Here is a 20,802-nt window from a genome sequence, read left to right on the forward strand (position 1 = left end):
ACGCTAGAGAACCACTTTGGCACGCCGCAATTCAGCAATCCGCTCAACGCTATACCCCAACTCATCCAACACCTGATCCGTATGCTGCCCCAGCGTCGCGCCAATATGTCCGGGTTGCGGCAAACCTTGCGAAAACTTCAATGGACACGCCATCTGCAGCTGGCTCGTACCATCCCCCCGTGGCACCTCGGTCACCAATTCCCGCGCCTGCATTTGTGGATGCTGCACCGCCTCGCTCAGACTCAACACCGGTTCGACACAGGCATCCAGACCGGCAAACATTGCACACAACTCGGCAAAATCATGCTTCTCGAACTCGACCTTCAGCGCGTCCTTGAGGCGCTTTTGCGGGGCCGGTTGCGGCGATAAGCCGAGGTTGGCCAGTTCCTCCAGCCCCAAGGCCGTGCACAGCCGTTTCATGAAGTCCGGTTCCAGGCTGCCCACCGACAACCAGCGCCCGTCCCGCGAGCGGTAATAGTCGTAGAAACTGCCGCCATTGAGCATCTGGTCTTCCCGACCCGGCTCAACGCCACAGGCCAGATACCCGGCTCCGGCCATGGCGTTCAGACTGAACGCACAATCGGTCATGCTCACATCCAGGTATTGCCCCAGGCCGGTTTGCTGCCGAGCGATCACCGCCGCCAACAGGCCGATCACCCCGTGCAGCGAGCCACCGGCGACATCCGCCACCTGGGCGCCCAAGGGCAGCGGCCCACTGTCAGCGCGGCCGGTGTAGCTTGATAGCCCAGCCAGGGCCAGGTAGTTAATGTCATGTCCGGCGCGATCCTTGTAGGGGCCGGTCTGCCCGTAACCGGTGATCGACACGTAAATCAGCTTCGGATTGATCGCTTTCAAGGCTTCATAGCCCAGGCCCAATCGTTCCATGACGCCAGGGCGAAATTGCTCAAGGACGATGTCGTAGTCCTGCAGCAGCTGTTTGATCACGTCCAGCGCCTCGGGTTGCTTGAGGTCCATCGCCAGGCTGCGCTTGTTGCGATTGAGGTAGGCATGACTGGCGGAAACGCCCCGGTCATGGGGTGGCAGCACGCGCAGCAGGTCCATGCGAGTCGGCGACTCGATGCGCAGGACCTCGGCGCCCATATCCGCCAGCAGCAGCGAGGCGAACGGCCCGGGCAGTAGTGTCGAAAAATCCAGAACCTTGAGTGATGCCAGTGGACCAACCATGAATGTTCTCCCTAGACGATGCCCCAGACTAGGCAGCCAGACGCTCAGGGGCAATCACCTAATGTGCCAGTGACGGTGACCCTTGTGCTCAGGTCGCGGGCAAAAAAAACCCGCCGAAGCGGGTTTTTTCATCATGACAAGGTTTACTTGGCGTTAGTCGGGGTTGCCCCTTCGACGTGGCCCAGGACATCGTCCTTAGGTTCATCGGCAATGCCGCGACCGCCCGAGGCCAGCTCGGCGTGCATCACGTCAGTGTCCAGTTCCTTGACCCACTTGGCCACCACCAATGTGGCAACGGCGTTGCCCACCAGGTTGGTCAGCGCACGGGCTTCGGACATGAAACGGTCGATACCGAGGATCAGCGCCAGACCGGCAACCGGCAGGTGACCCACGGCGGACAGGGTGGCGGCCAGTACGATGAAACCACTGCCGGTCACGCCCGCAGCGCCCTTGGAGGACAGCAGCAGTACCACCAGCAAGGTGATCTGGTGGGTGATATCCATGTGAGTATCGGTGGCCTGGGCAATGAACACGGCCGCCATGGTCAGGTAGATCGCAGTGCCGTCGAGGTTGAACGAGTAACCGGTCGGGATCACCAGACCCACCACGGATTTCTGCGCCCCCAGACGCTCCATCTTGATCAGCATGCGGGGCAGTACCGATTCCGAGGACGAAGTGCCCAGCACGATCAGCAGTTCTTCACGGATGTAGCGGATCACTTTCAGCACGCTGAAACCGTGAGCGCGAGCGATAGCGCCCAGCACGATCAGGATGAACAGCAGGCAAGTGATGTAGAAGCAGGCCATCAACTGACCCAGTTGCACCAGCGACCCGACACCGTAGGCACCGATGGTGAACGCCATGGCACCAAAGGCACCAATTGGCGCGAGCTTCATGATCATGTTGATGATGTTGAACATCACGTGGGCGAAGCGATCGATGAAGTCGAGGATCGGCTTGCCGTAGGCACCCAGGCGATGCAGGGCGAAACCGAAGATCACCGAAAACATCAGCACTTGCAGGATGTCGCCCGTGGCGAACGCGCCGACGATGGTGGTCGGGATCACGTTGAGCAGGAAGCCGACGACACTTTGATCGGCACCGGCCGCAACATAGGTGGCGACTTTGGAGGCGTCCAGCGTGCTGACATCGATGTGCATGCCAGCGCCTGGCTGCACGATGTTGACCACAACCAGACCCACCAGCAGAGCGATGGTCGAAACGATTTCGAAGTAGAGCAGTGCGTAACCACCGGTCTTGCCGACCGACTTCATGTCCTGCATGCCGGCGATACCGCTGACGACGGTGCAGAAGATGATCGGAGCGATGATCATTTTGATCAGTTTGATGAACCCGTCACCCAGCGGCTTAACGGCCACACCGAGCTGTGGGTAGTAGTGACCGAGCAAAATACCGATGACAATTGCAACGATCACCTGGAAATACAGGGATTTGTACAGTGGCTGACGAGTCGTCATTGCAAAGTTCCTCAAGAGTGCGCGGTGACAACATCCATCTGTTATCCACGGCACCTGAATTGCGAACCCTCCTGCACTGGAGGGATTTGTTTTTTCGAGCCGCGCGACGGCAGGCATCTGCTCGTTGTATCGCAAGGCCCATGCCACCTTCCGCGAAAACCCTGCAAGCCTTTTGACAGCAAGGGTTGCAAGCATTTTCTGTTTATCCGGGGGTTCCATTGCAGTGGCGGATTTCCGCCCATCGACCGGATCTCATCCTGCAATTTGGCGGATATCCGCCCTGTTCATTGGCAAGTGCCGCCGCTACCATCCGTCGCTCAATAGATGGATTTGCCTGTTATGCGCGAACGCACCATCGCCAGTCATTTCGCCCGTGCCGCCCTCGGTGGCGCGCAACGGCGTGGTTATGCCTATTCGGCTCTGTTGCAGCAATTGGGGATCAGCCCCGAATTGCTCAGCGAGCCGCGGGCGCGTATAGCTCCGGAACAGTTCGCTCGACTGATCCAGGCACTTTGGCTGGCACTGGACGACGAGTACCTGGGATTCGGAAAAGGCCAGAGCAAGCCGGGCAGCTTCGCCATGATGTGTCATGCCGTGATCCACTGCCGAAATCTGGATAAGGCACTCAACCGTGGCTTATTGTTTTATAGCCTATTCCCCGATGCCCCGCGCCTGACCCTGACGCGTGAAGATGAAATGATCCGCCTGAGCCTGGACGATGCGCATCTGTGGGATCCGGACCATTTCCTCACCGAAAGCCTGCTGGTGATCTGGCACCGCTTCGGTAGCTGGCTGATCGGCCAGCGCATTCGATTGGAACAAGCCACGTTCAGCTATCCGCGACCGGAGCATGGGGCCGAATACGATTTGCTTTTTTCCTGTCCGCTTGAGTTTTCCACCCCGCACAGCAGCCTGCTGTTTCACAGCCGCTACTTGAACATGCCGCTGTTGCAGGACGAGCGGACGCTCAAGCTTTTTCTTGAGCGCTCCCCTGCCGATCTGCTATCGCGTCCTGACGATGGCGACAGTTTGAGCAGTCAGCTGCGGCGGCTGCTCAGTCGCGACAGTTCGCGCTGGCCGGATCTGGAAGCCGTGGCCGCGCACCTGCACATCAGCCCGCAAACCTTGCGCCGCCATTTGCGCGAAGAAGGCAGCAGTTTTCAGGAGTTGAAGGACCAGTTGCGACGTGACATTGCGATTTATCATTTGAGCCGCGCCAACCTGTCGTTGCAACAGATTGCCGAGCAGCTGGGATTTTCCGAGCCCTCGGCGTTTCATCGGGCGTTCAAGAAGTGGACGGGGCTGACGCCGGGGGCGTACCGCGCGCAGGAGAATTGAAGGAATAACCTGTAGGAACCCAGGATCAAACCGCCGGAAAATGAATCCGGAACGCCGCTCCGCCCAAGGGTGAGTCGCCCAGGGTCAGTTTGGCGCTGTAGCTTTCAATGATGTCCTTGACCACTGCCAGGCCGATGCCCTGCCCCGGATGCTGGCGGTCAAGACGCTCACCGCGCTGCAGGATTCGCGCGCGCTGGTCGGTGGGGACTCCGGGGCCGTCGTCTTCGACACACAACTCGATACCGCTCAAGGTCTGGCGAACACTGATTCGCACTTCACCAAGGCACAAGCGATAAGCGTTCTCCAGCAGGTTCCCCATCATCTCCAGCAAGGCGCCCTGCTCGATGGGCACATAACACTGCGGTGGCAAGTCCATGGCGACTCGCACGCGCTTGTCGCGATAAACCTTCTCCAAAGTGTCACACAGACTTTGCAACACGGGCTGCAGCTGTACCTGATGGCGCACAAGACCGCTTTTGCGCAGGCTGGCGCGTTGCAATTGATAGCTGATCTGCTGACTCATGCGCTCGATCTGGGTTTGCAGGACCCGGGCTTGCTCACGATTTTCCGGGCGTTGCGCCATGTCTTCGCTGACGCCTTGCAACACCGTCAAAGGGGTTTTAAGGCTGTGCGCCAGGTCGTCAAGGGAGTCGCGATAACGGCTGCGCTGCTCACGCTCGCTGTGTAGCAAGCGGTTCAGGGAGCCAGTCAAGCGCAGCAGTTCGCGCGGATGTTGCTCGCTGAGACTTTCGCGTGTACCGCCTTCGATCTCGTCGAGCTCCTGACTGAGCCGGCGCAACGCCTGCAAGCCCCAGGTCAGACCGATCCACAGCAAGGCCAGCAATACCAGCAATGCCGCACCGAAGCCCAGGTAGAGGTTTTCCCGCAGGCCTTCAAGGGTGTGTTCGTATTCGCGCACCGGCTGCAGCGCGACAATGCTGAAAGCCGCGCTTTTACCACCCAGCAGCTTGACCTCGACGTCATAGACGAAGAACTCCTGGCCATTGGCTTCGTTGATTCTTGCGAACTCGTTACCGCGCCCATCGTAGCGCGGCTTGTAATTGATGTTTTCCTCCTGAGTGCCCTTCGACCGCCAGACCAGATGACCTTCACGGTCATAGATATAACCGAGCAAACGGCTGTCGGTGAGGTTGAAGCGCTCGTCGGGCAATTGCGCGGGCATCTGCAGATGATTGTTCTCCACCCGGGCGGCGGAGATCAGCGTCGTCACATCCGACGCCAGACGCTGTTCGATGGAGTCCTGCAGAGCCAGGCTGAACGCCCCCTGCATGGCCGGCAGCAACGCGAGCATGAACAACACCGCCAGAAGGGTGGCGGCGAGCATCAAGCGAACGCGTAGAGAACGAATCAACTGCAGCGCTCATTGAACAGGTAGCCGAGGCCCCTTACGGTATCGATCGGTTTGAACCCGACCGGCCCTTCCAGCTTGCGCCGCAGGCGGCCGACAAGCACTTCGATCACGTTCGGATCACGCTCGTCGTCATCCGGGTACAACTGTTCCATCAGGCGATCCTTGGCCACCACTTGCTGGTGATGGAGCATCAGGTATTCAAGGATGCGGTACTCGTATGCCGTCAGCGCCAGTGGCTGCTCGTCGAGCGATGCCTGCTTGCGATTCAGATCAAGCAGCAACGGCCCGGCGACAATGGTCGACTGTGTGAAACCGCTGGACCGACGCAGCAAGGCATTGAGCCGGGCATCGAGTTCTTCGAACTGGAACGGCTTGACCACATAGTCGTCAGCACCGGCGGCGAGGCCTTCGACCTTGTCCTGCCAGTTGCCACGCGCCGTGAGGATGAGGATCGGAAAGGTCTTGCCCCGCGAGCGCAGTTGGCGAATCAGGTCGAGCCCGCCCATACCCGGCAGACCGAGATCGATCACCGCCAGGTCATGATTGAACTGTTCGGTCTGGTACAAAGCCTCTTCGGCATTGGCCACGGACTCGACTACGTGTCCGCTATCCGTCAGGCGGGTTTGCAGGTGATGGCGCAATAGCGCCTCATCTTCGACGACCAGCAGTTTCATAACACGCTCCCAGGCAAATCAATGTCTCCAGAGGTACGAACAGCGCACCTCGATAGTGTACAGGCCGGCACCGGTTCAACCTCATGGCTGATCCGGTGCCGGCCCGTCGCGAACGTTTTTTTTCAGAAAGCGTAGTTGGCGGAAACGTAAGTCTGGGCGCTGCTGGTCAGGCTCAGAGCCCCCTGTTTGCTGCCGCCGCGCTCGTTCATCTCGATGCTGGCATTGCTTCGAAGATAACGGTACCCCAGTTCAACTGACGTATTTCGCGAAATCTGCTGTAAAACTCCCGCCTGACCACCCAACGTGTAACCGATATTGCTGTCGCGACTGAAACCTGGCGATTCCTGAGTCATTTTGGACAATCCCGCCGAGGCGCCGCCGAAGAGTTTGGTAGTGCCGCCTACCGGGTAGAACAGATCGTAGCTGCCCAAGAGGTTTTCCTGACGCAGTTTAATGCCATTGTGCGAGCCCGACACGTTGTCGTAAGTGGCGTAGTAGCGCCCTTGGCTGTTTTGCTGGCCCAGACGCACACCCCAGGTTGTGTCCTTGCCAATCACGCCGTCAGCGTTCGGACGATTAAGGTTGTCGTTCAGGGCGTGGGACTTTTTGATCTTGTCGCTGGTCTGCCCTAAAGTCAGGCTACCGAAAGTGTCGTCGGACGCGAACGCTGTCGTGCTTGCGCCCAAAACGGTGAATGCCAGAAGCAGTTTTTTGAATCCAGTCATAGTGAAACTCCTAGTGAGTTGCTTGTTTATTGGCTACGGGGCAAGACTACTTACGTCGCCCTGAACTCCCCCTGAACGCGCCCTTAACCTAAGCTGAACCAACTCTTCCCGAGTATTTCCAAGAGTTTCAACAGGAGATTCGACCATGCGCATGTTCCTCGCTGTCCTCTTGCTGGCCTTGAGCGGGCTCAGCCAGGCCGCCATAAAGACCCAGGAAATCCCCTACCAAACTGCCGACGGCACGAAAATGATCGGCTATTACGCCTACGACGACGCGATCAAGGGGCCGCGACCCGGTGTTGTGGTCGTACATGAGTTCTGGGGGCTCAACGATTACGCCAAACGACGTGCCCGGGATCTGGCCGGTCTGGGCTACAGCGCACTGGCCATCGATATGTATGGTGACGGCAAGAACACCGAACATCCGAAGGACGCCATGGCTTTCATGCAAGCCGTTTTGAAAGACAGCGCGGTGGCCAGCGCACGGTTCCAGGCCGGGCTCGATCTGCTGAAGAAACAGCCGCAAACCGACCCCAATAAAATGGCCGCCATCGGCTACTGCTTCGGTGGCGGCGTGGTGCTCAATGCGGCACGTCAGGGTGTGCCCTTGGCGGGTGTCGTCAGTTTCCACGGCGCACTGGCAACCAATACCCCCGCTACGCCAGGCAGCGTGAAAGCGAAAATCCTCGTCGAACACGGCGCCCGTGACAGCATGATCACTCCCGAAAATGTCGCTGCGTTCAAAGCCGAAATGGACAAGGCCGGCGCCGACTACACATTCGTCAGCCTCGACGGTGCCAAGCACGGCTTCAGCAACCCTGATGCCGATCGCTTGAGCCACGGCGATCATGGCGGGCCGGACATCGGTTACAACAAGCCGGCGGATGAAAAGTCGTGGGCGGACATGCAGGCGTTTTTCAAAAAGATTTTCAGCTGACACGCCCAACATCGGGAGCCGAGCATCCCTGTGGCGAGGGAGCTTGCTCCCTCGCCACAAAACCCTCGACTACTACCCAGCGCCAATCCAACCCGGCAAAATGCCAGACATGAAACCACTCCCCGCCCTGCCCGCTTTTTGCACCCCACTCGATGCCCATTGGCCGCTGCCCCATGTGCTGCCCGATACCGTACTGTTGAGCACGCACTTCAATACCTCGCAACTGGTCAGTGATGATTTCCAGCGCAGCGCCATTGAAGCGCCAGCGACCATCCAGCGCTCGGTCGCCAAGCGTCAGGCAGAGTTTCTCGCCGGCCGTGTCTGCGCCCGTGCCGCGCTGCAACAATTGGAAGGCCTGAACGTCAGCCCGGCCATCGGCGAAGACCGGGCCCCAGTCTGGCCGGCACACATTACCGGCTCGATCACCCACAGCACGGGCCGTGCCGCCGCTATCGTCGCAAAAAAAAGCCATTGGCGCGGACTGGGAATGGACCTGGAAAACCTGCTCAACGCCGAACGGGCCGAGCGCCTGGCCGCAGAGATCCTCACCCCGCCGGAACTACAGCGCATGGCCGCCGGCCGTAACGATCAACTGGCGTTATGGGTAACCCTGACATTTTCCGTGAAAGAGAGCCTGTTCAAGGCGCTCTATCCGATCGTCCGGCAGCGTTTCTATTTTGAACACGCCGAAGTACTGGAGTGGACTGAGAGTGGAGAGGTGCGGCTGCGATTACTGACAGACCTGTCCGCCGAGTGGCGCAATGGCACCGAGCTGGATGCGCAGTTCGGGGTCAAGGATGGGCAGTTGTTGAGCCTGGTCAGTCTCCAGGCCTGAAAACTCCAGCGCCTGTATGGGACTGCTCGCAAAGGCGATTGCCCAGACAACCAAGCTCTCAGCGCTTCTCCTGATTGCGCGGCCAGCTCAAACTGAAACAGGCCCCCCCAAGGCTCTTGCTCTTGCCGATCAACGCCCGCCCGTCGTGCCAATGAATGATGCGTCGCACGATGGACAACCCCAATCCATGCCCGCCCGAAGCACGGGTTCGACTGTCGTCGAGGCGCAGGAACGGAGTAAAGATTCTCTCCCAGGCGATTTCCGGCACGCCCGGCCCGTCATCCTCGACATCGACCCGACAGCGTTGCTGCCCAACCTGATAGCTGATGGTCACCCGTGATTGCGCGTGACGCATGGCATTACTCACCAGGTTCTGCAGCGCCCGATGCAGGTAGCGCGGCTCAGCCTCGACCCAGGCATCGTCGCAATCGGCCGCCGACAGGCACAATCCGCGCTGCACCGTGACGTCGGCACGCAAAGGCGCCAGCTCCTCGATCACCTGATTGACCAGCGCATCCAGGTCGATGCGCTGGAAGTTCAGCGCCGGCGAGCCCTGCTCGAGCCTTGCGTAAGTGAGCATTTCGTCGACCAGTCGGTCGAGATCCTCAATGTCGTGGTCCATGCCTTCACAGTACTTTTCCAGGGCTTGCGGCGTGGTGGCCGAACCAATCATCTCCAGACCGAAACGCAGGCGCGCCACCGGCGTACGCAGCTCGTGGGAAACGGCGCGCACCAGTTCGCGCTGGATTGCCAGCAATTGTTGCAAGTGTTCGGCCATGCCGTTGAACGCCGACGCCAGACGCCCCACCGAGTCCGCACCGCGCGCCGGCACACGGGTTTCCAGGCTACCCCTGGCGATGCGCGTGGCCGCTGCCTCAAGACCGCGCAAGCGGCGCTCCAGTTGGCGAACCAGCAAGTAAACGATCAAACCGATCAGCGTGAGGCCCAGTGCGGCAATCAGCACGAGCCATTCCGGCGGATAAGGATTCATCTGATACAAAGGGCCGATTTCCAGGACCCATGGCGTCCCGACCATGCCAGCGAACACGCGGATCGAATCGCCCTCCTTGCCCAGCGCCATCACCGTGTCACCTTCGGACACTCGACGACTCTGGTCCTCGTCCATGTCCGCCTCATCGACCGTGACCAGACGCAAGTCGAAGCCAAAACCCTTGTCCTGCTTCAGTTGTGCCAGACGTTGGGGTTGCTCGGCCACCGGCACGCGCACCAGTTCATCGGTCAACAGGTAAATCGTCGCCCGCGCCAGTTGCTCACTGATCTGCTGGACTTCCCCCGTGAGTACCAGTTGTTCCTTTTCGCTGACCAGCCGGTAAACCTTCGCCGCGTGCGGACCGGTCTGCTCCACCAGCGCTTGCCCGTGCAGCACGCGGGTGCGCTGGGTCAGGTCAAGGTCCGTCTGGTTGAAGGTTTTCAGCGCCAGCGGAATCCCCAGCAGGCGTTCCCACACTAACAAGGCACGATGGCGCTCGGTCTCGTTCATCGGTTGCAGGTTGTCGGCCATCAACGAGAACGTGCCATGGGCCAGGCGCTCGCGGTACTGCTCGCTGCGTACCTGGTTGAGCATGTGTAACGCCAGCACACCGAGCACCGCCACCAGGACCAGCGCGGCGCACATGCCGCCGTAGATACGCAGGAAGATCGAGTTCACAGCGGCGAGTCTACGCAGGCCTCAGGAACGAACAGGTAGCCTTTGCTGCGCACGGTCTTGATCAGACGAGGGTGATCCGGGTCATCGCCGATTTTCGGACGGATGCGTGAAATACGCACGTCAATGGAGCGATCCTGGCCGTCATAGCCGATGCCACGCAGCGCCGTGAAGATTTCTTCCCGGGACAGAATGCGTCCGGCATTGGCTACCAACAGCCAGAGCAGATCGAATTCGGCGCTGGTCAGTTCGATGCCATTGTCGTTAAGCCAGGCTTCGCGCAAAGCGTTGTCCACGACCAACGGACCGAACTGCAGCCGCCGTTGTTTCTCCGGCGCGGCTTCTGGTGCTTCACTGCGCCGCAACAGCGCCTGGATGCGCGCCAGCAACAAACGCGGACGCACGGGTTTGCATACGTAGTCGTCGGCGCCCAGGTCGAGGCCGAGGATCTGGTCGGTATCGTCGGTCCGCGCGGTGAGCATCAGGATCGGCCCGTCATAGCGGTCGCGGACTTTGCGGCAAATGCTCAAGCCGTCCTCGCCGGGCAGCATCAGGTCGAGGATTACCAGGTCCGGTTTTTCCTTGATGATGCGGGCAGCGGCGAGGGCACCATTGCCTTCGATCGACACTCGCAGGCCGTTGGCTTCCAGGTAATCGCGGGTCAGCTCGGCCAGACGCTGGTCGTCCTCGACAATCAATACCTGCCAGGCTTCTTGCTCCACGGGTGACCTCTTCTTGCCAGTAACTCTAATAAGGAAGGATCCGCCCGTCTTTTTGTAACGATTGGGGAGGATAAATTGCCTGCATGCTGGCCGATTGTATAAACGTCGCTCGCGCAGAACACAAGCCGCTAAATGCGTTCGGACAAGACGGTTTTTTGTGATAGGGTTCGCGCCCTTAAAAATCCACCCGGCCGTTTTCGATCATTGAAAATTGATGAAAAAATGTCCGGTCCAGCAGCATTGCGGCCTACACGCCGATTCGCTCTTTCACTCACAATTTACGCACAGGCTTATCCACAGGTAGTACGTTGCAATCCCCCCCCAAAACGCATTATCTTGTACCTCGGCGCCAAAAAAACCCTAGATGTAGGGTTTTGCGCAAAAGACCAAACACAAACCGGACACCAATTTCAAGCGCTTTTCTTGCCACCCTCCGGTTGAACCAAACGTATTTTCGACAGCCAAAACCGCGCGTGCGGATGGTTACTGTATTTCGGCCCATAAGGGTGAAAACGGTACGGGTGTTGCAGCCCCCAACTGTCACCTCAAAGGACCCCGGCCTCCCGCCCAAGGCGTGAGACCAAAGACTTCGGCATGGAAGCGGCGCCCAAATAGCCCCCTTCCTACTGTCCCGAAGTTGTTATGCCCGGCATTCGCCGGTTGTAGTGCTTCAGGACAGAACGGTGGGCACCGTGATGGTGCCCAAACAAACATAGAGAACGTGGAGACACCCATGCAAACCGACACAACTCGCGAGAACCCGCAGGGCACCTTGCCTCAGGCCGCTGATTCGAATTCGGATCTGTCCGCCACCGCGCCGGGCCAGCTTCGCGTGATCAAGCGTAACGGCACTGTCGTTCCTTACACCGATGACAAAATCACCGTCGCCATCACCAAAGCGTTTCTCGCAGTTGAGGGCGGCACCGCTGCCGCTTCGTCGCGAATCCACGACACCGTTGCACGCCTGACCGAACAGGTCACCGCGACCTTCAAGCGTCGCATGCCATCGGGCGGCACCATCCACATCGAAGAAATCCAGGACCAGGTCGAACTGGCCCTGATGCGCGCCGGCGAGCAGAAAGTTGCTCGCGACTACGTGATCTATCGTGATGCCCGTTCCAAGGAACGCGCCGTACGCGCCCCGGCCGAAGATGCGGTCAACGCTCATCCTTCGATCCGCATTACCCGTGCCGACGGCAGCCTGGCGCCGCTGGACATGGGTCGCCTGAACACCATCGTCACCGAAGCCTGCGAAGGCCTGGAAGAAGTCGACGGCGACCTGATCCAGCGCGAAACCCTGAAAAACCTGTACGACGGCGTGGCCCTGACCGACGTCAACACCGCTCTGGTGATGACTGCCCGTACGCTGGTCGAGCGTGAGCCAAACTACTCGTTCGTCACCGCGCGCCTGCTGATGGACACCCTCCGTGCCGAAGGCCTGGGCTTCCTCGGCGTCGCCGAAAGCGCCACCCACCACGAAATGGTCGACCTGTACGCCAAGGCCCTGCCTGCCTACATCGCCAAGGGTATCGAATTCGAATTGCTGAACCCGGTTCTGGCCGACTTCGACCTGGAAAAACTGGGCAAGGCGATCAACCACGAGCGCGACCAACAGTTCACCTACCTGGGCCTGCAAACCCTGTACGACCGTTACTTCATCCACAAGGATGGCGTGCGGTTCGAGCTGCCGCAGATTTTCTTCATGCGCGTGGCCATGGGCCTGGCGATCGAAGAGAAGCAAAAGGAAGACCGTGCGATCGAGTTCTACAACCTGTTGTCGTCCTTCGACTACATGTCCTCGACCCCGACGCTGTTCAACGCCGGCACCCTGCGTCCGCAGCTGTCGAGCTGCTACCTGACCACCGTGCCGGATGACCTGTCGGGCATCTACCACGCGATCCACGACAACGCCATGCTGTCGAAATTCGCCGGCGGCCTGGGCAACGACTGGACGCCTGTTCGTGCACTGGGTTCGTACATCAAGGGCACCAACGGCAAATCCCAGGGCGTAGTACCGTTCCTGAAAGTCGTGAACGACACTGCCGTCGCCGTTAACCAGGGTGGCAAGCGCAAGGGCGCTGTCTGTGCCTACCTGGAAACCTGGCACATGGACATCGAAGAGTTCATCGAACTGCGCAAGAACACCGGTGATGACCGTCGTCGTACCCACGACATGAACACCGCCAACTGGATTCCTGACCTGTTCATGAAGCGTGTCTTCGATGATGGCAAGTGGACCCTGTTCTCGCCGTCCGAAGTTCCAGACCTGCACGACCTGACTGGCAAGGCCTTCGAAGAGCGCTACGAGTACTACGAAGCCCTGACCGAGTACCCAGGCAAGGTCAAGCTGTTCAAGACCATCCAGGCCAAAGACCTGTGGCGCAAAATGCTGTCCATGCTGTTTGAAACCGGCCACCCATGGCTGACCTTCAAAGACCCGTGCAACCTGCGCAGCCCGCAGCAGCACGTCGGCGTGGTCCACAGCTCGAACCTGTGCACCGAGATCACCTTGAACACCAACAAGGACGAAATCGCCGTTTGCAACCTGGGCTCGATCAACCTGCCAAACCACATCGTCAACGGCAAGCTGGACACCACCAAGCTGCAACGCACCGTGAACACTGCCGTGCGCATGCTCGATAACGTGATCGACATCAACTACTACTCGGTGCCGCAAGCGAAGAACTCCAACTTCAAGCACCGTCCGGTCGGCCTGGGCATCATGGGCTTCCAGGACGCGCTGTACCTGCAACACATCCCTTACGGTTCCGACGCGGCTGTCGAGTTCGCCGACAAGTCGATGGAAGCGGTCAGCTACTACGCGATCCAGGCTTCCTGCGACCTGGCTGACGAGCGCGGTGCCTACGAGACGTTCCAGGGCTCTCTGTGGTCCAAGGGCATCCTGCCGCTGGATTCGCAACAGATCCTGATCGAACAACGTGGCCAGAAGTACATCGACGTTGACCTGAACGAAACCCTGGACTGGGCACCTGTGCGCGCCCGTGTACAGAAAGGCATTCGTAACTCCAACATCATGGCCATCGCACCGACCGCGACCATCGCCAACATCACTGGCGTTTCGCAGTCGATCGAGCCGACCTACCAGAACCTCTATGTGAAATCGAACCTGTCGGGCGAATTCACCGTGATCAACCCGTACCTGGTTCGCGATCTGAAAGCTCGCGGTCTGTGGGATTCGGTCATGATCAACGATCTGAAGTACTACGACGGTTCCGTGCAGCAAATCGAGCGCATCCCGCAAGAGCTCAAAGAGCTCTACGCGACCGCCTTCGAAGTGGACACCAAGTGGATCGTTGACGCGGCAAGCCGTCGTCAGAAGTGGATCGACCAGGCCCAGTCCCTGAACCTGTACATCGCCGGCGCTTCGGGCAAGAAGCTGGACGTGACCTACCGCATGGCCTGGTACCGTGGTCTGAAAACCACTTACTACCTCCGTGCCCTGGCCGCGACCAGCACCGAGAAGTCGACCATCAACACCGGCAAGCTGAACGCTGTTTCCAGCGGCGGCAACCACGGCGACGACTCGGTCCTGGCTGCGCCAGCAGGTCCGGCACCAGTGCCGAAGGCCTGCGCCATCGACGAGCCGGATTGCGAAGCTTGCCAATAAGCTGAGCTGGTCAGCGTCGCAAGGCGCTTTCCTGAAACCCCCGATGAGCCACTGGCTGATCGGGGGTTTTCTTTTGGCTCTTGCAGGCGAAAGCGTGCTCGCGATGCAGGTGAAAGCCACACGGTTATTCAGCCAGAACACGTGATCGTTGACGCCCGTCGCGAGCAAGCTCGCTCCTACCGGACCGACCAAAACTAAAAAGCCCCTCTTGCGAGGGGCTTTTTGTGCAGCGCTTTCAGCCAACCGGCATCAGGTCATCTGAATAATGGTCTGCATGATGGTGCTTTGGGTGGAGATGGTCTTGGCGTTCGCCTGGTAGTTGCTCTGCGCCTTGATCAGGTCGACCAGTTCGTTGGTCAGGTTAACGTTGGACTCTTCCAGGGAGTTGGAAACCACTGCGCCCAGGGTACCGGTTTTCGGTGCATCAACGCCGGCCACGCCCGAGGAGAAGGTTTCTTTCCAGCGGGTACCGCCAATTGGCTGCAAGCCTTGCTCGTTGGCGAAGCTGGCAACCGCTACCTGTCCGATGGCCTTGGTTTGCTGGTTGCTGAAGTTGGCGGTCATGACACCGCTTTCATCGATGGTCAGGCTGGAGATCTGGCCGGTGGCGTAGCCGTCCTGGTACTGCGCGGTCCGCGCGGTAGGCGAAGCATACGAAGTGGTTTTGGTCATGTCGAAGGTGATACCGCCCGCGGCTGCGTCCGAGCCGTTCAAGGCCCAGGTCGGCGGGTTGGCCTTGGCGTCAACCAGCACGCCCGGCTTCCAGCCTGACATGGTCAGAGTGTTGTTCTTTAGTGTCCAGCCTGCACCAGCCGTCAGCGTCTTGATGCTGCCATCAGGGTTGAAGGTGATGTCGGCGGTGAGGGCGACCGGAGGTTCTGCGGTAGGATCCGATGGACTGCGACCGTCTATGTAGGTGTAAACGGTCCAGGAGTTAGACGCCGCGTTTTTAACGTAGTACTGGTCCATGGTGTGCTGGTTACCCTGTGTATCGTACACAGGGGTGGAAATAGTTTTGTTGTAGCTACTGGTGTCTTTGACATTGAACGTGGTCACTGTTGGCAGTGGATCCGAGGAGTTCAGGTTCATCGTCTGATCGACACGGGTGGTCGCGTGCGGCGCCAGGCTCGATGTGTCGATTTTCAGGTCGGTCAGCACACCGTTGATGATCTTGCCATTGGAGTCGACGCCATAACCCTGCAGACGGTTGCCGTTGTTGTCGACCACGTAGTTCTGGGCGTCTGTCTTGAACGCACCGGCACGGGTGTAGCTCAGGGAGCCGTTGTCGCTGAGGATGAAGAAACCGTTACCCTGGATACCCATGTCCAACACGTTGCCGGTGTTGTTCACGTCGCCCTGGCCAAACTGCTGGGAAACGTTGGCCAGACGCACGCCGTTGCCGATAGTCTTGCTACCGGTACCCAGTCGCGTGGCCGAGTACACATCTTCGAATTCTGCACGGGACGATTTGAAACCGGCGGTCGCGACGTTGGCGATGTTGTTGCCGGTTACGTCCAGCTGTTTGTTGGCTGCATAGAGACCGCTAAGGCCGATATTGAAAGACATATTCCACTCCTTTGTGCCGTGTTAGTCGGCTCTATATACCAATGGTCTGTACTTTGGACAGGGCAACACTGCCCAGGCCTGCCAGGTTCAGCATCAACTCACCGCCGGTCTGGCTGATGGTCACGCTGTTGACGGTGGCCGGCAGGTAAGTCACCAGCGAGGTCGCCTGGCTGTCGTAAGTCGCGTTAGCCGCAAACTTGTAAGTGCCGGCCTTGGCCACCTCGCCCGCATCGTTTTTGCCGTCCCAGATGAAACTGGCATTACCGGCTTGCTGGCTGCCCAGGTCGATGGTGCGAACGACTTTGCCATCGGTATCAGTGATCTTGATCGTCACCGGATTCGTCGAGGCAGGTACGACCGCCGTACCGTTGAAACTCTTGGAGGTGTCGACCACTGCGGTGTCGGTCTGGGCAACAACAGAACGACCTACCAGCGAAGAAGCCTGCAACGCTTGAGACGAGTTGTAGTTGCCGGCAATGCCGCTGACCGTATCGTTGAGCGTGGTAATCCCTTCCAGGCTACTGAACTGTGCCAATTGAGCCACGAACGCGCTGTTGTCCTGCGGGTCCAGCGGGTTCTGGTTTTTCAGTTGCGTCACCAGCAACTGCAGGAACGCGTCCTTGCCCAGGGACTGGTTGCCTGTGGAGCCGCTGACCGCCGAACCCAGACTGTCCTTCGTGGTGCTGGTTTTGACCGAAGAATTGGCCAAGACATCCTTGAGGCTCAAACCGCTGGTGGAATCGCTAACACTCATCTGAGTCGCCCCTTATCACTGACCGAGGGTCAGGACTTTCTGCATCATGGTTTTGGCGGTGTTCATCATTTCAGCGTTGGTCTGGAACGAACGACTCGCGGAAATCATGTCAGCCATTTCTTCCACTACGTTGACGTTCGGGTAGTAGACGTAGCCCTTGGCATCGGCAGCCGGATGGTTCGGCTCGTAACGCGCCTCGAGGTTGCTCTGATCTTCGACCACGCCCATGACCTGCACGCCTTGACCGGCGGCGTCCTGGTTCTGGAACAGCGAATCGCTGCCGCCGCTCTGGCCGCCCTGGAACATGGTGGCGAATACCGGATGACGCGCACGATAGGTCTGGTCGATGCTCGAAGAGACGGTTTCGGCGTTGGCGATGTTCGAAGCAACGGTGTTCAAACGAGTGGTTTGCGCACTCATGCCGCTACCGGCAATGTTAAAAACACTGGACAGGGACATGACTTACTCTCCGCGCAGGGCTGACACCAGCCCTTTGAATTTGCTGTTGAGCAGCGTGAAGCTGGCCTGGAAGCCAACTGCGTTTTCCGCGTAGTTCGACTGTTCCAGTTGAGCGTCCACGGTGTTCTGGTCGATCGACGGTTGCATCGGCGTGCGATACATCAGCGACTCGTCACCATTACCCAGGCCTTCGGCTTCGATATGACGACTGTTGGTCATGTTCAAGGCGAACGTGCCGTTCTTGGCTTTATCGCTCTGCGCCTCGAGCACTTTCGAGAACTCCAGATCCCGAGCCTTGTAGTTCGGGGTGTCGGCGTTGGCAATGTTGTTGGCCAGAACTTCGGCGCGCTGAGCGCGAAAGCCCAGAGCCTTTTCGTGAATACCGAGCGCTTTATCGAAGCTGATGCTCATGTCGGGAAACCTTCGGGTGACCTGATTTTTCGTACGATGAACTTAGCAAGCGTCATGCCAACTCATGAAACCCCGTAAAGCGGGGCTTTGCGAGCAGTGGCAACGCGGCAATGCCAGAAAAGCGGCAACCGTTTTCCGCCGCCTGCCGCTTTTCTGCCGCTTGCCCATTGGCAAACACATGCGTTCTTGGGAGCGGGCTCAAGGTGTCGGCAGGAATACACCGGGCATAAAAAAACGGGAGCCCTCTGAGGTCTCCCGTTTTCAGTCCAGCAACGAATCACTTCGCCTGGTAAATGATCCCCGGACTGCACTGGACCATCTGGTAATGATCCGGCAATCCATTGAGCGCTTCCGAAGCACCAAGGAACAGATAACCACCGGGCTTCAATGTACTGTGAATCCGCAACAGGATGTCCTTCTTCACTTCGGCAGAGAAGTAAATCAGGACGTTGCGACAGAACACGATGTCGAACTTGCCCAGGCTGGCGTAACTGTCCAGCAGATTGAACGAGCGGAACTCCACCCGACTCTTGATCGGAGCCTTGATGACCCAGCGCCCCGGCCCTTTCGGGTCAAAATATCGTTGCAGTCGCTCAGGTGACAGGCCGCGACCAATGGCCAGGCTGTCGTACTCGCCGGTCTTGCAGTTGGTGAGCATGGTGCTGGAAAGATCGGTGGCAACGATCTGCACGCCCATCCTCAACTGGCCCATGTTGACCCGCTCGAACTCGTCAATGGACATCGACAGCGAATACGGCTCCTGACCCGACGAGCATGCCGCCGACCAGATGCGCAGACGCTGGCCGGGACTGGCCTTGATCGCTTCGGGCAATACCTTGTTCTTCAAGACTTCAAAGGGGTAGGTATCACGAAACCACAGGGTTTCGTTGGTGGTCATGGCATCCACCACCTGCTCGCGCAAACCGCTGCGCGGTTGGGTCTGCATGCGCTGGACAAGCTCACCCAACGACTTGATACCCTGCTGCTCCATCAGTTTGTTGAGACGGCTCGAGACCAGATACTGCTTGTTTTCACCGAGCAAAATGCCACAGGCTTTTTCCAGGAATACCCGGAACTGTTCGAAATCCAAATTACCCGTTGACAATGCTGCCGCCTCTTAAATCGTGTTGACTGCCGGGGGCCGAACGCCCCTAGCTAATGTCTGCTGCTTTAATCCGGTCGACTACCCGGGATGCCAGGTCATCAGGACGGAATTTGGCGAGGAAGTCATCGGCACCGACTTTCTTGACCATCGCCTGATTGAACACACCCGACAACGAAGTATGCAGGATGATATGAAGTTTTTGCATGCGAGGGTCGCTGCGGATCTCCGCCGTGAGGGTGTACCCGTCCATCTCCGGCATCTCGATGTCGGAGATCATCATCAGGAACTCTTCTTCCGGCTTCTTGCCCTCGTCGACCAGTTTGCGCAGGTAATCCAGCGCTTGCCGACCGTCATTCAGCGCCACCACTTCGACACCCACCGTTTGCAGGCAACGCGTAACCTGCTTGCGCGCCACCGACGAATCATCGACCGTCAGCACACGCAAAGAGAGCGCCTTGTGCTGGGTTTCGACGTCCACCACGCCTGCGGAGATCGCTTCCGGTGTCGGCGCCACTTCCGCCAGCACCTTTTCGACATCGATGATTTCGACGAGCTGATTGTCGACCCGAGTCACCGCCGTCAGGTAGTGATCGCGGCCAGTGCCCTTGGGTGGCGGATGAATCTCCTCCCAGTTCATGTTCACGATCCGCTCCACCGAGCGCACCAGGAACCCCTGGGTCTTGGTGTTGTACTCCGTGATGATCACGAAGGGATTGTTTTTGTCTTTCAAGCCACCCGAGCCGGTCGCCATCGCCAGATCAAGGATCGGAATGGTCGCCCCCCGAATATTCGCCACACCGCACACGACAGGACTGGATTTTGGCATCAGTGTCAGTTGGGGGCATTGCAGCACCTCCCGAACCTTGAACACGTTGATCCCATACAGTTGCTGGCCGTCAAGACGGAACAACAACAGCTCAAGGCGATTCTGCCCCACCAGTTGCGTGCGCTGGTTTACCGAATCCATTACACCAGCCATGCCCAGACTCCTACACCAACGCTAAGTGTTGTTGCGACGCACATTCATCTCTAAACGGCACGGCGCTTGCTTTTTATCTCTCTATGAACACAGAACCGACATTTTTTCGACGCCTGACCACACCCTACCGCAAACTGCTCGGTGTGTTGGCGGCCGTATGCCTGTTCAACGCTGGCAGCCCTGCCCTTGCTGACGCGGTTACCTTGCCTGACATGCTTATCGGCGTCACTCAGGGCTTTCTTGAGTTCACCGTAGAAGACTATCTGGCCACCAGTCAAACGGAAGGTCGCTACGAAATCCAGGTCAACCAGCTCGATCCCCGATTGCGCATGCCAATGTGCGACAAGGAATTGACAGCCTCGCTGGAGAGTCCAGCCAAGCCGTTGGGACGGGTAACGGTCAAGGTTCGCTGCGAAGGCGCTTCGCCCTGGACGGTGTTCGTACCCGCTCAAGTACGCCTGTTTCGCGACGTCGTGACCACCACTCGACCGCTGCGCCGTGCCGGCATTGTCGAGCCTGGCGACGTCACCTTGCGAGAGCGCGACATCAGCCTGATCAGCCAGGGCTATCTGACCTCGGTGGATCAGGCGATCGGACAAAGACTGACCCGACCAACGGTCACTGACCAGGTCATTACCCTGGTGCACATCGAGCAGGCCGAAGTCATTCGCAAGGGCGATCAGGTGGTGATTACCGCGCGCAGCGGTACGCTCAGTGTGAGAATGCCTGGTGAGGCACTGGCCAGCGGTGGCCTGAACGAACAGATCCGGGTCAAGAACCTCAACTCCCAGCGAGTCATCAAGGCGCAGGTCACCGCGCCAGGTCAGGTGGAAGTGTCCATGTAGGGTTCTCTATTCCGGGCGCTCGCGGCTCAAGAGGATGGCGCTAACCAAGGCTGTTCCCTAAACTGTTCCCCATTCAGGGCGGGCACTGACGCGCGCAAGCTCATTGATAAACGCGCCTAAAGT

Annotated in this window: 18 protein-coding genes; 5 read left to right on the plus strand and 13 right to left on the minus strand. The window is 58.8% G+C overall.

Translation table 11 applies throughout. The features are described from left to right. Positions 1 to 3 precede the first annotated feature (3 nt). On the minus strand, positions 4 to 1,185 hold the full coding sequence (locus tag BLV61_RS09150; protein WP_090464351.1) for a CaiB/BaiF CoA transferase family protein: 1,182 nt from the start codon (positions 1,183 to 1,185) through the stop codon (positions 4 to 6). 143 nt (positions 1,186 to 1,328) lie between these two features. Next, the gene (locus BLV61_RS09155; RefSeq protein WP_047532270.1) at positions 1,329 to 2,663 is read right to left on the minus strand and encodes a dicarboxylate/amino acid:cation symporter; all 1,335 of its coding nucleotides are present in this window, start codon (positions 2,661 to 2,663) and stop codon (positions 1,329 to 1,331) included. A 339-nt stretch (positions 2,664 to 3,002) separates the two neighbouring features. Here BLV61_RS09155 and BLV61_RS09160 point away from each other — a divergent pair, with 339 nt between their 5' ends. Further along, positions 3,003 to 4,001 carry an AraC family transcriptional regulator gene (locus tag BLV61_RS09160; protein ID WP_047532271.1) on the plus strand — a complete coding sequence of 333 codons (999 nt, stop codon included), beginning with the start codon at positions 3,003 to 3,005 and terminating at the stop codon, positions 3,999 to 4,001. 25 nt (positions 4,002 to 4,026) lie between these two features. Here the strand turns inward: BLV61_RS09160 and BLV61_RS09165 are convergent, their stop codons facing one another. The 3 genes from BLV61_RS09165 to BLV61_RS09175 form a co-directional block, all read right to left on the minus strand. Then, positions 4,027 to 5,373, minus strand: coding sequence for an ATP-binding protein (locus BLV61_RS09165; RefSeq protein ID WP_090464354.1), 1,347 nt, complete (start codon positions 5,371 to 5,373; stop codon positions 4,027 to 4,029). Next, complete coding sequence (locus BLV61_RS09170; RefSeq protein ID WP_047532275.1) at positions 5,370 to 6,047, minus strand: response regulator; 678 nt, start codon at positions 6,045 to 6,047, stop codon at positions 5,370 to 5,372. The genes BLV61_RS09165 and BLV61_RS09170 overlap by 4 nt, the downstream gene beginning before the upstream one ends. Before the next feature lie 122 nt (positions 6,048 to 6,169). Continuing rightward, the gene (locus tag BLV61_RS09175; RefSeq protein WP_090464356.1) at positions 6,170 to 6,772 is read right to left on the minus strand and encodes a hypothetical protein; all 603 of its coding nucleotides are present in this window, start codon (positions 6,770 to 6,772) and stop codon (positions 6,170 to 6,172) included. A 145-nt stretch (positions 6,773 to 6,917) separates the two neighbouring features. On the opposite strand from BLV61_RS09175, the gene BLV61_RS09180 reads away from it, so the two are divergent. Together BLV61_RS09180 and BLV61_RS09185 are read left to right on the plus strand one after the other, a co-directional pair. Continuing rightward, entirely contained in the window at positions 6,918 to 7,709 is a 792-nt protein-coding gene (locus tag BLV61_RS09180) for a dienelactone hydrolase family protein (protein WP_090464358.1), read from the plus strand. A gap of 109 nt (positions 7,710 to 7,818) precedes the next feature. Continuing rightward, the gene (locus tag BLV61_RS09185; RefSeq protein ID WP_208604203.1) at positions 7,819 to 8,544 is read left to right on the plus strand and encodes a 4'-phosphopantetheinyl transferase family protein; all 726 of its coding nucleotides are present in this window, start codon (positions 7,819 to 7,821) and stop codon (positions 8,542 to 8,544) included. Positions 8,545 to 8,602: 58 nt separating this feature from the next. Here the strand turns inward: BLV61_RS09185 and BLV61_RS09190 are convergent, their stop codons facing one another. Then, positions 8,603 to 10,213 (minus strand): ATP-binding protein, encoded by a 1,611-nt coding sequence (locus BLV61_RS09190; RefSeq protein WP_047532280.1) that lies wholly within the window; start codon positions 10,211 to 10,213, stop codon positions 8,603 to 8,605. Continuing rightward, positions 10,210 to 10,932: a response regulator gene (locus BLV61_RS09195; RefSeq protein WP_047532281.1), complete on the minus strand. Its 723-nt coding sequence runs from the start codon at positions 10,930 to 10,932 to the stop codon at positions 10,210 to 10,212. Before BLV61_RS09195 ends, BLV61_RS09190 begins: the two co-directional genes overlap by 4 nt. Positions 10,933 to 11,665: 733 nt before the next feature. On the opposite strand from BLV61_RS09195, the gene BLV61_RS09200 reads away from it, so the two are divergent. Then, positions 11,666 to 14,560: a ribonucleoside-diphosphate reductase subunit alpha gene (locus BLV61_RS09200; RefSeq protein WP_047532283.1), complete on the plus strand. Its 2,895-nt coding sequence runs from the start codon at positions 11,666 to 11,668 to the stop codon at positions 14,558 to 14,560. 249 nt (positions 14,561 to 14,809) lie between these two features. Here the strand turns inward: BLV61_RS09200 and flgE are convergent, their stop codons facing one another. From flgE to BLV61_RS09230, 6 genes are all read right to left on the minus strand, one after another. Next, positions 14,810 to 16,126, minus strand: a complete 1,317-nt coding sequence (gene flgE, locus BLV61_RS09205; protein ID WP_090464361.1) for a flagellar hook protein FlgE — start codon at positions 16,124 to 16,126, stop codon at positions 14,810 to 14,812. 31 nt (positions 16,127 to 16,157) lie between these two features. Further along, positions 16,158 to 16,880, minus strand: a complete 723-nt coding sequence (gene flgD / locus BLV61_RS09210; protein ID WP_090464364.1) for a flagellar hook assembly protein FlgD — start codon at positions 16,878 to 16,880, stop codon at positions 16,158 to 16,160. 15 nt (positions 16,881 to 16,895) lie between these two features. Next, positions 16,896 to 17,339 carry a flagellar basal body rod protein FlgC gene (gene flgC / locus BLV61_RS09215; RefSeq protein WP_034146132.1) on the minus strand — a complete coding sequence of 148 codons (444 nt, stop codon included), beginning with the start codon at positions 17,337 to 17,339 and terminating at the stop codon, positions 16,896 to 16,898. A 3-nt stretch (positions 17,340 to 17,342) separates the two neighbouring features. Next, a complete protein-coding gene (gene flgB / locus BLV61_RS09220; RefSeq protein ID WP_047532287.1) occupies positions 17,343 to 17,750 on the minus strand; it encodes a flagellar basal body rod protein FlgB in 408 nt (135 codons plus the stop codon). Between the two features lie 277 nt (positions 17,751 to 18,027). Next, on the minus strand, positions 18,028 to 18,855 hold the full coding sequence (gene cheR, locus BLV61_RS09225; RefSeq protein ID WP_047532288.1) for a protein-glutamate O-methyltransferase CheR: 828 nt from the start codon (positions 18,853 to 18,855) through the stop codon (positions 18,028 to 18,030). A gap of 46 nt (positions 18,856 to 18,901) precedes the next feature. Further along, complete coding sequence (locus BLV61_RS09230; protein ID WP_090464367.1) at positions 18,902 to 19,834, minus strand: chemotaxis protein CheV; 933 nt, start codon at positions 19,832 to 19,834, stop codon at positions 18,902 to 18,904. Positions 19,835 to 19,917: 83 nt separating this feature from the next. Between BLV61_RS09230 and flgA the strand changes: the two genes are divergently transcribed. Further along, positions 19,918 to 20,679, plus strand: coding sequence for a flagellar basal body P-ring formation chaperone FlgA (gene flgA, locus BLV61_RS09235; protein ID WP_047532291.1), 762 nt, complete (start codon positions 19,918 to 19,920; stop codon positions 20,677 to 20,679). The last annotated feature ends 123 nt before the right edge of the window (positions 20,680 to 20,802 follow it).

Source organism: Pseudomonas mohnii, from assembly GCF_900105115.1.
Taxonomy (GTDB): domain Bacteria; phylum Pseudomonadota; class Gammaproteobacteria; order Pseudomonadales; family Pseudomonadaceae; genus Aquipseudomonas; species Aquipseudomonas mohnii.

What these genes read in the sequence shown, in the direction of transcription:
- BLV61_RS09150 (WP_090464351.1), bottom strand. Translation starts at nt 1,185, where the DNA reads ATGGTTGGTCCACTGGCATCACTCAAGGTTCTGGATTTTTCGACACTA.
- BLV61_RS09155 (WP_047532270.1), bottom strand. Translation starts at nt 2,663, where the DNA reads ATGACGACTCGTCAGCCACTGTACAAATCCCTGTATTTCCAGGTGATC.
- BLV61_RS09160 (WP_047532271.1), top strand. Translation starts at nt 3,003, where the DNA reads ATGCGCGAACGCACCATCGCCAGTCATTTCGCCCGTGCCGCCCTCGGT.
- BLV61_RS09170 (WP_047532275.1), bottom strand. Translation starts at nt 6,047, where the DNA reads ATGAAACTGCTGGTCGTCGAAGATGAGGCGCTATTGCGCCATCACCTG.
- BLV61_RS09175 (WP_090464356.1), bottom strand. Translation starts at nt 6,772, where the DNA reads ATGACTGGATTCAAAAAACTGCTTCTGGCATTCACCGTTTTGGGCGCA.
- BLV61_RS09180 (WP_090464358.1), top strand. Translation starts at nt 6,918, where the DNA reads ATGCGCATGTTCCTCGCTGTCCTCTTGCTGGCCTTGAGCGGGCTCAGC.
- BLV61_RS09185 (WP_208604203.1), top strand. Translation starts at nt 7,819, where the DNA reads ATGAAACCACTCCCCGCCCTGCCCGCTTTTTGCACCCCACTCGATGCC.
- BLV61_RS09200 (WP_047532283.1), top strand. Translation starts at nt 11,666, where the DNA reads ATGCAAACCGACACAACTCGCGAGAACCCGCAGGGCACCTTGCCTCAG.
- flgE (WP_090464361.1), bottom strand. Translation starts at nt 16,126, where the DNA reads ATGTCTTTCAATATCGGCCTTAGCGGTCTCTATGCAGCCAACAAACAG.
- flgD (WP_090464364.1), bottom strand. Translation starts at nt 16,880, where the DNA reads ATGAGTGTTAGCGATTCCACCAGCGGTTTGAGCCTCAAGGATGTCTTG.
- flgC (WP_034146132.1), bottom strand. Translation starts at nt 17,339, where the DNA reads ATGTCCCTGTCCAGTGTTTTTAACATTGCCGGTAGCGGCATGAGTGCG.
- flgB (WP_047532287.1), bottom strand. Translation starts at nt 17,750, where the DNA reads ATGAGCATCAGCTTCGATAAAGCGCTCGGTATTCACGAAAAGGCTCTG.
- BLV61_RS09230 (WP_090464367.1), bottom strand. Translation starts at nt 19,834, where the DNA reads ATGGCTGGTGTAATGGATTCGGTAAACCAGCGCACGCAACTGGTGGGG.
- flgA (WP_047532291.1), top strand. Translation starts at nt 19,918, where the DNA reads ATGAACACAGAACCGACATTTTTTCGACGCCTGACCACACCCTACCGC.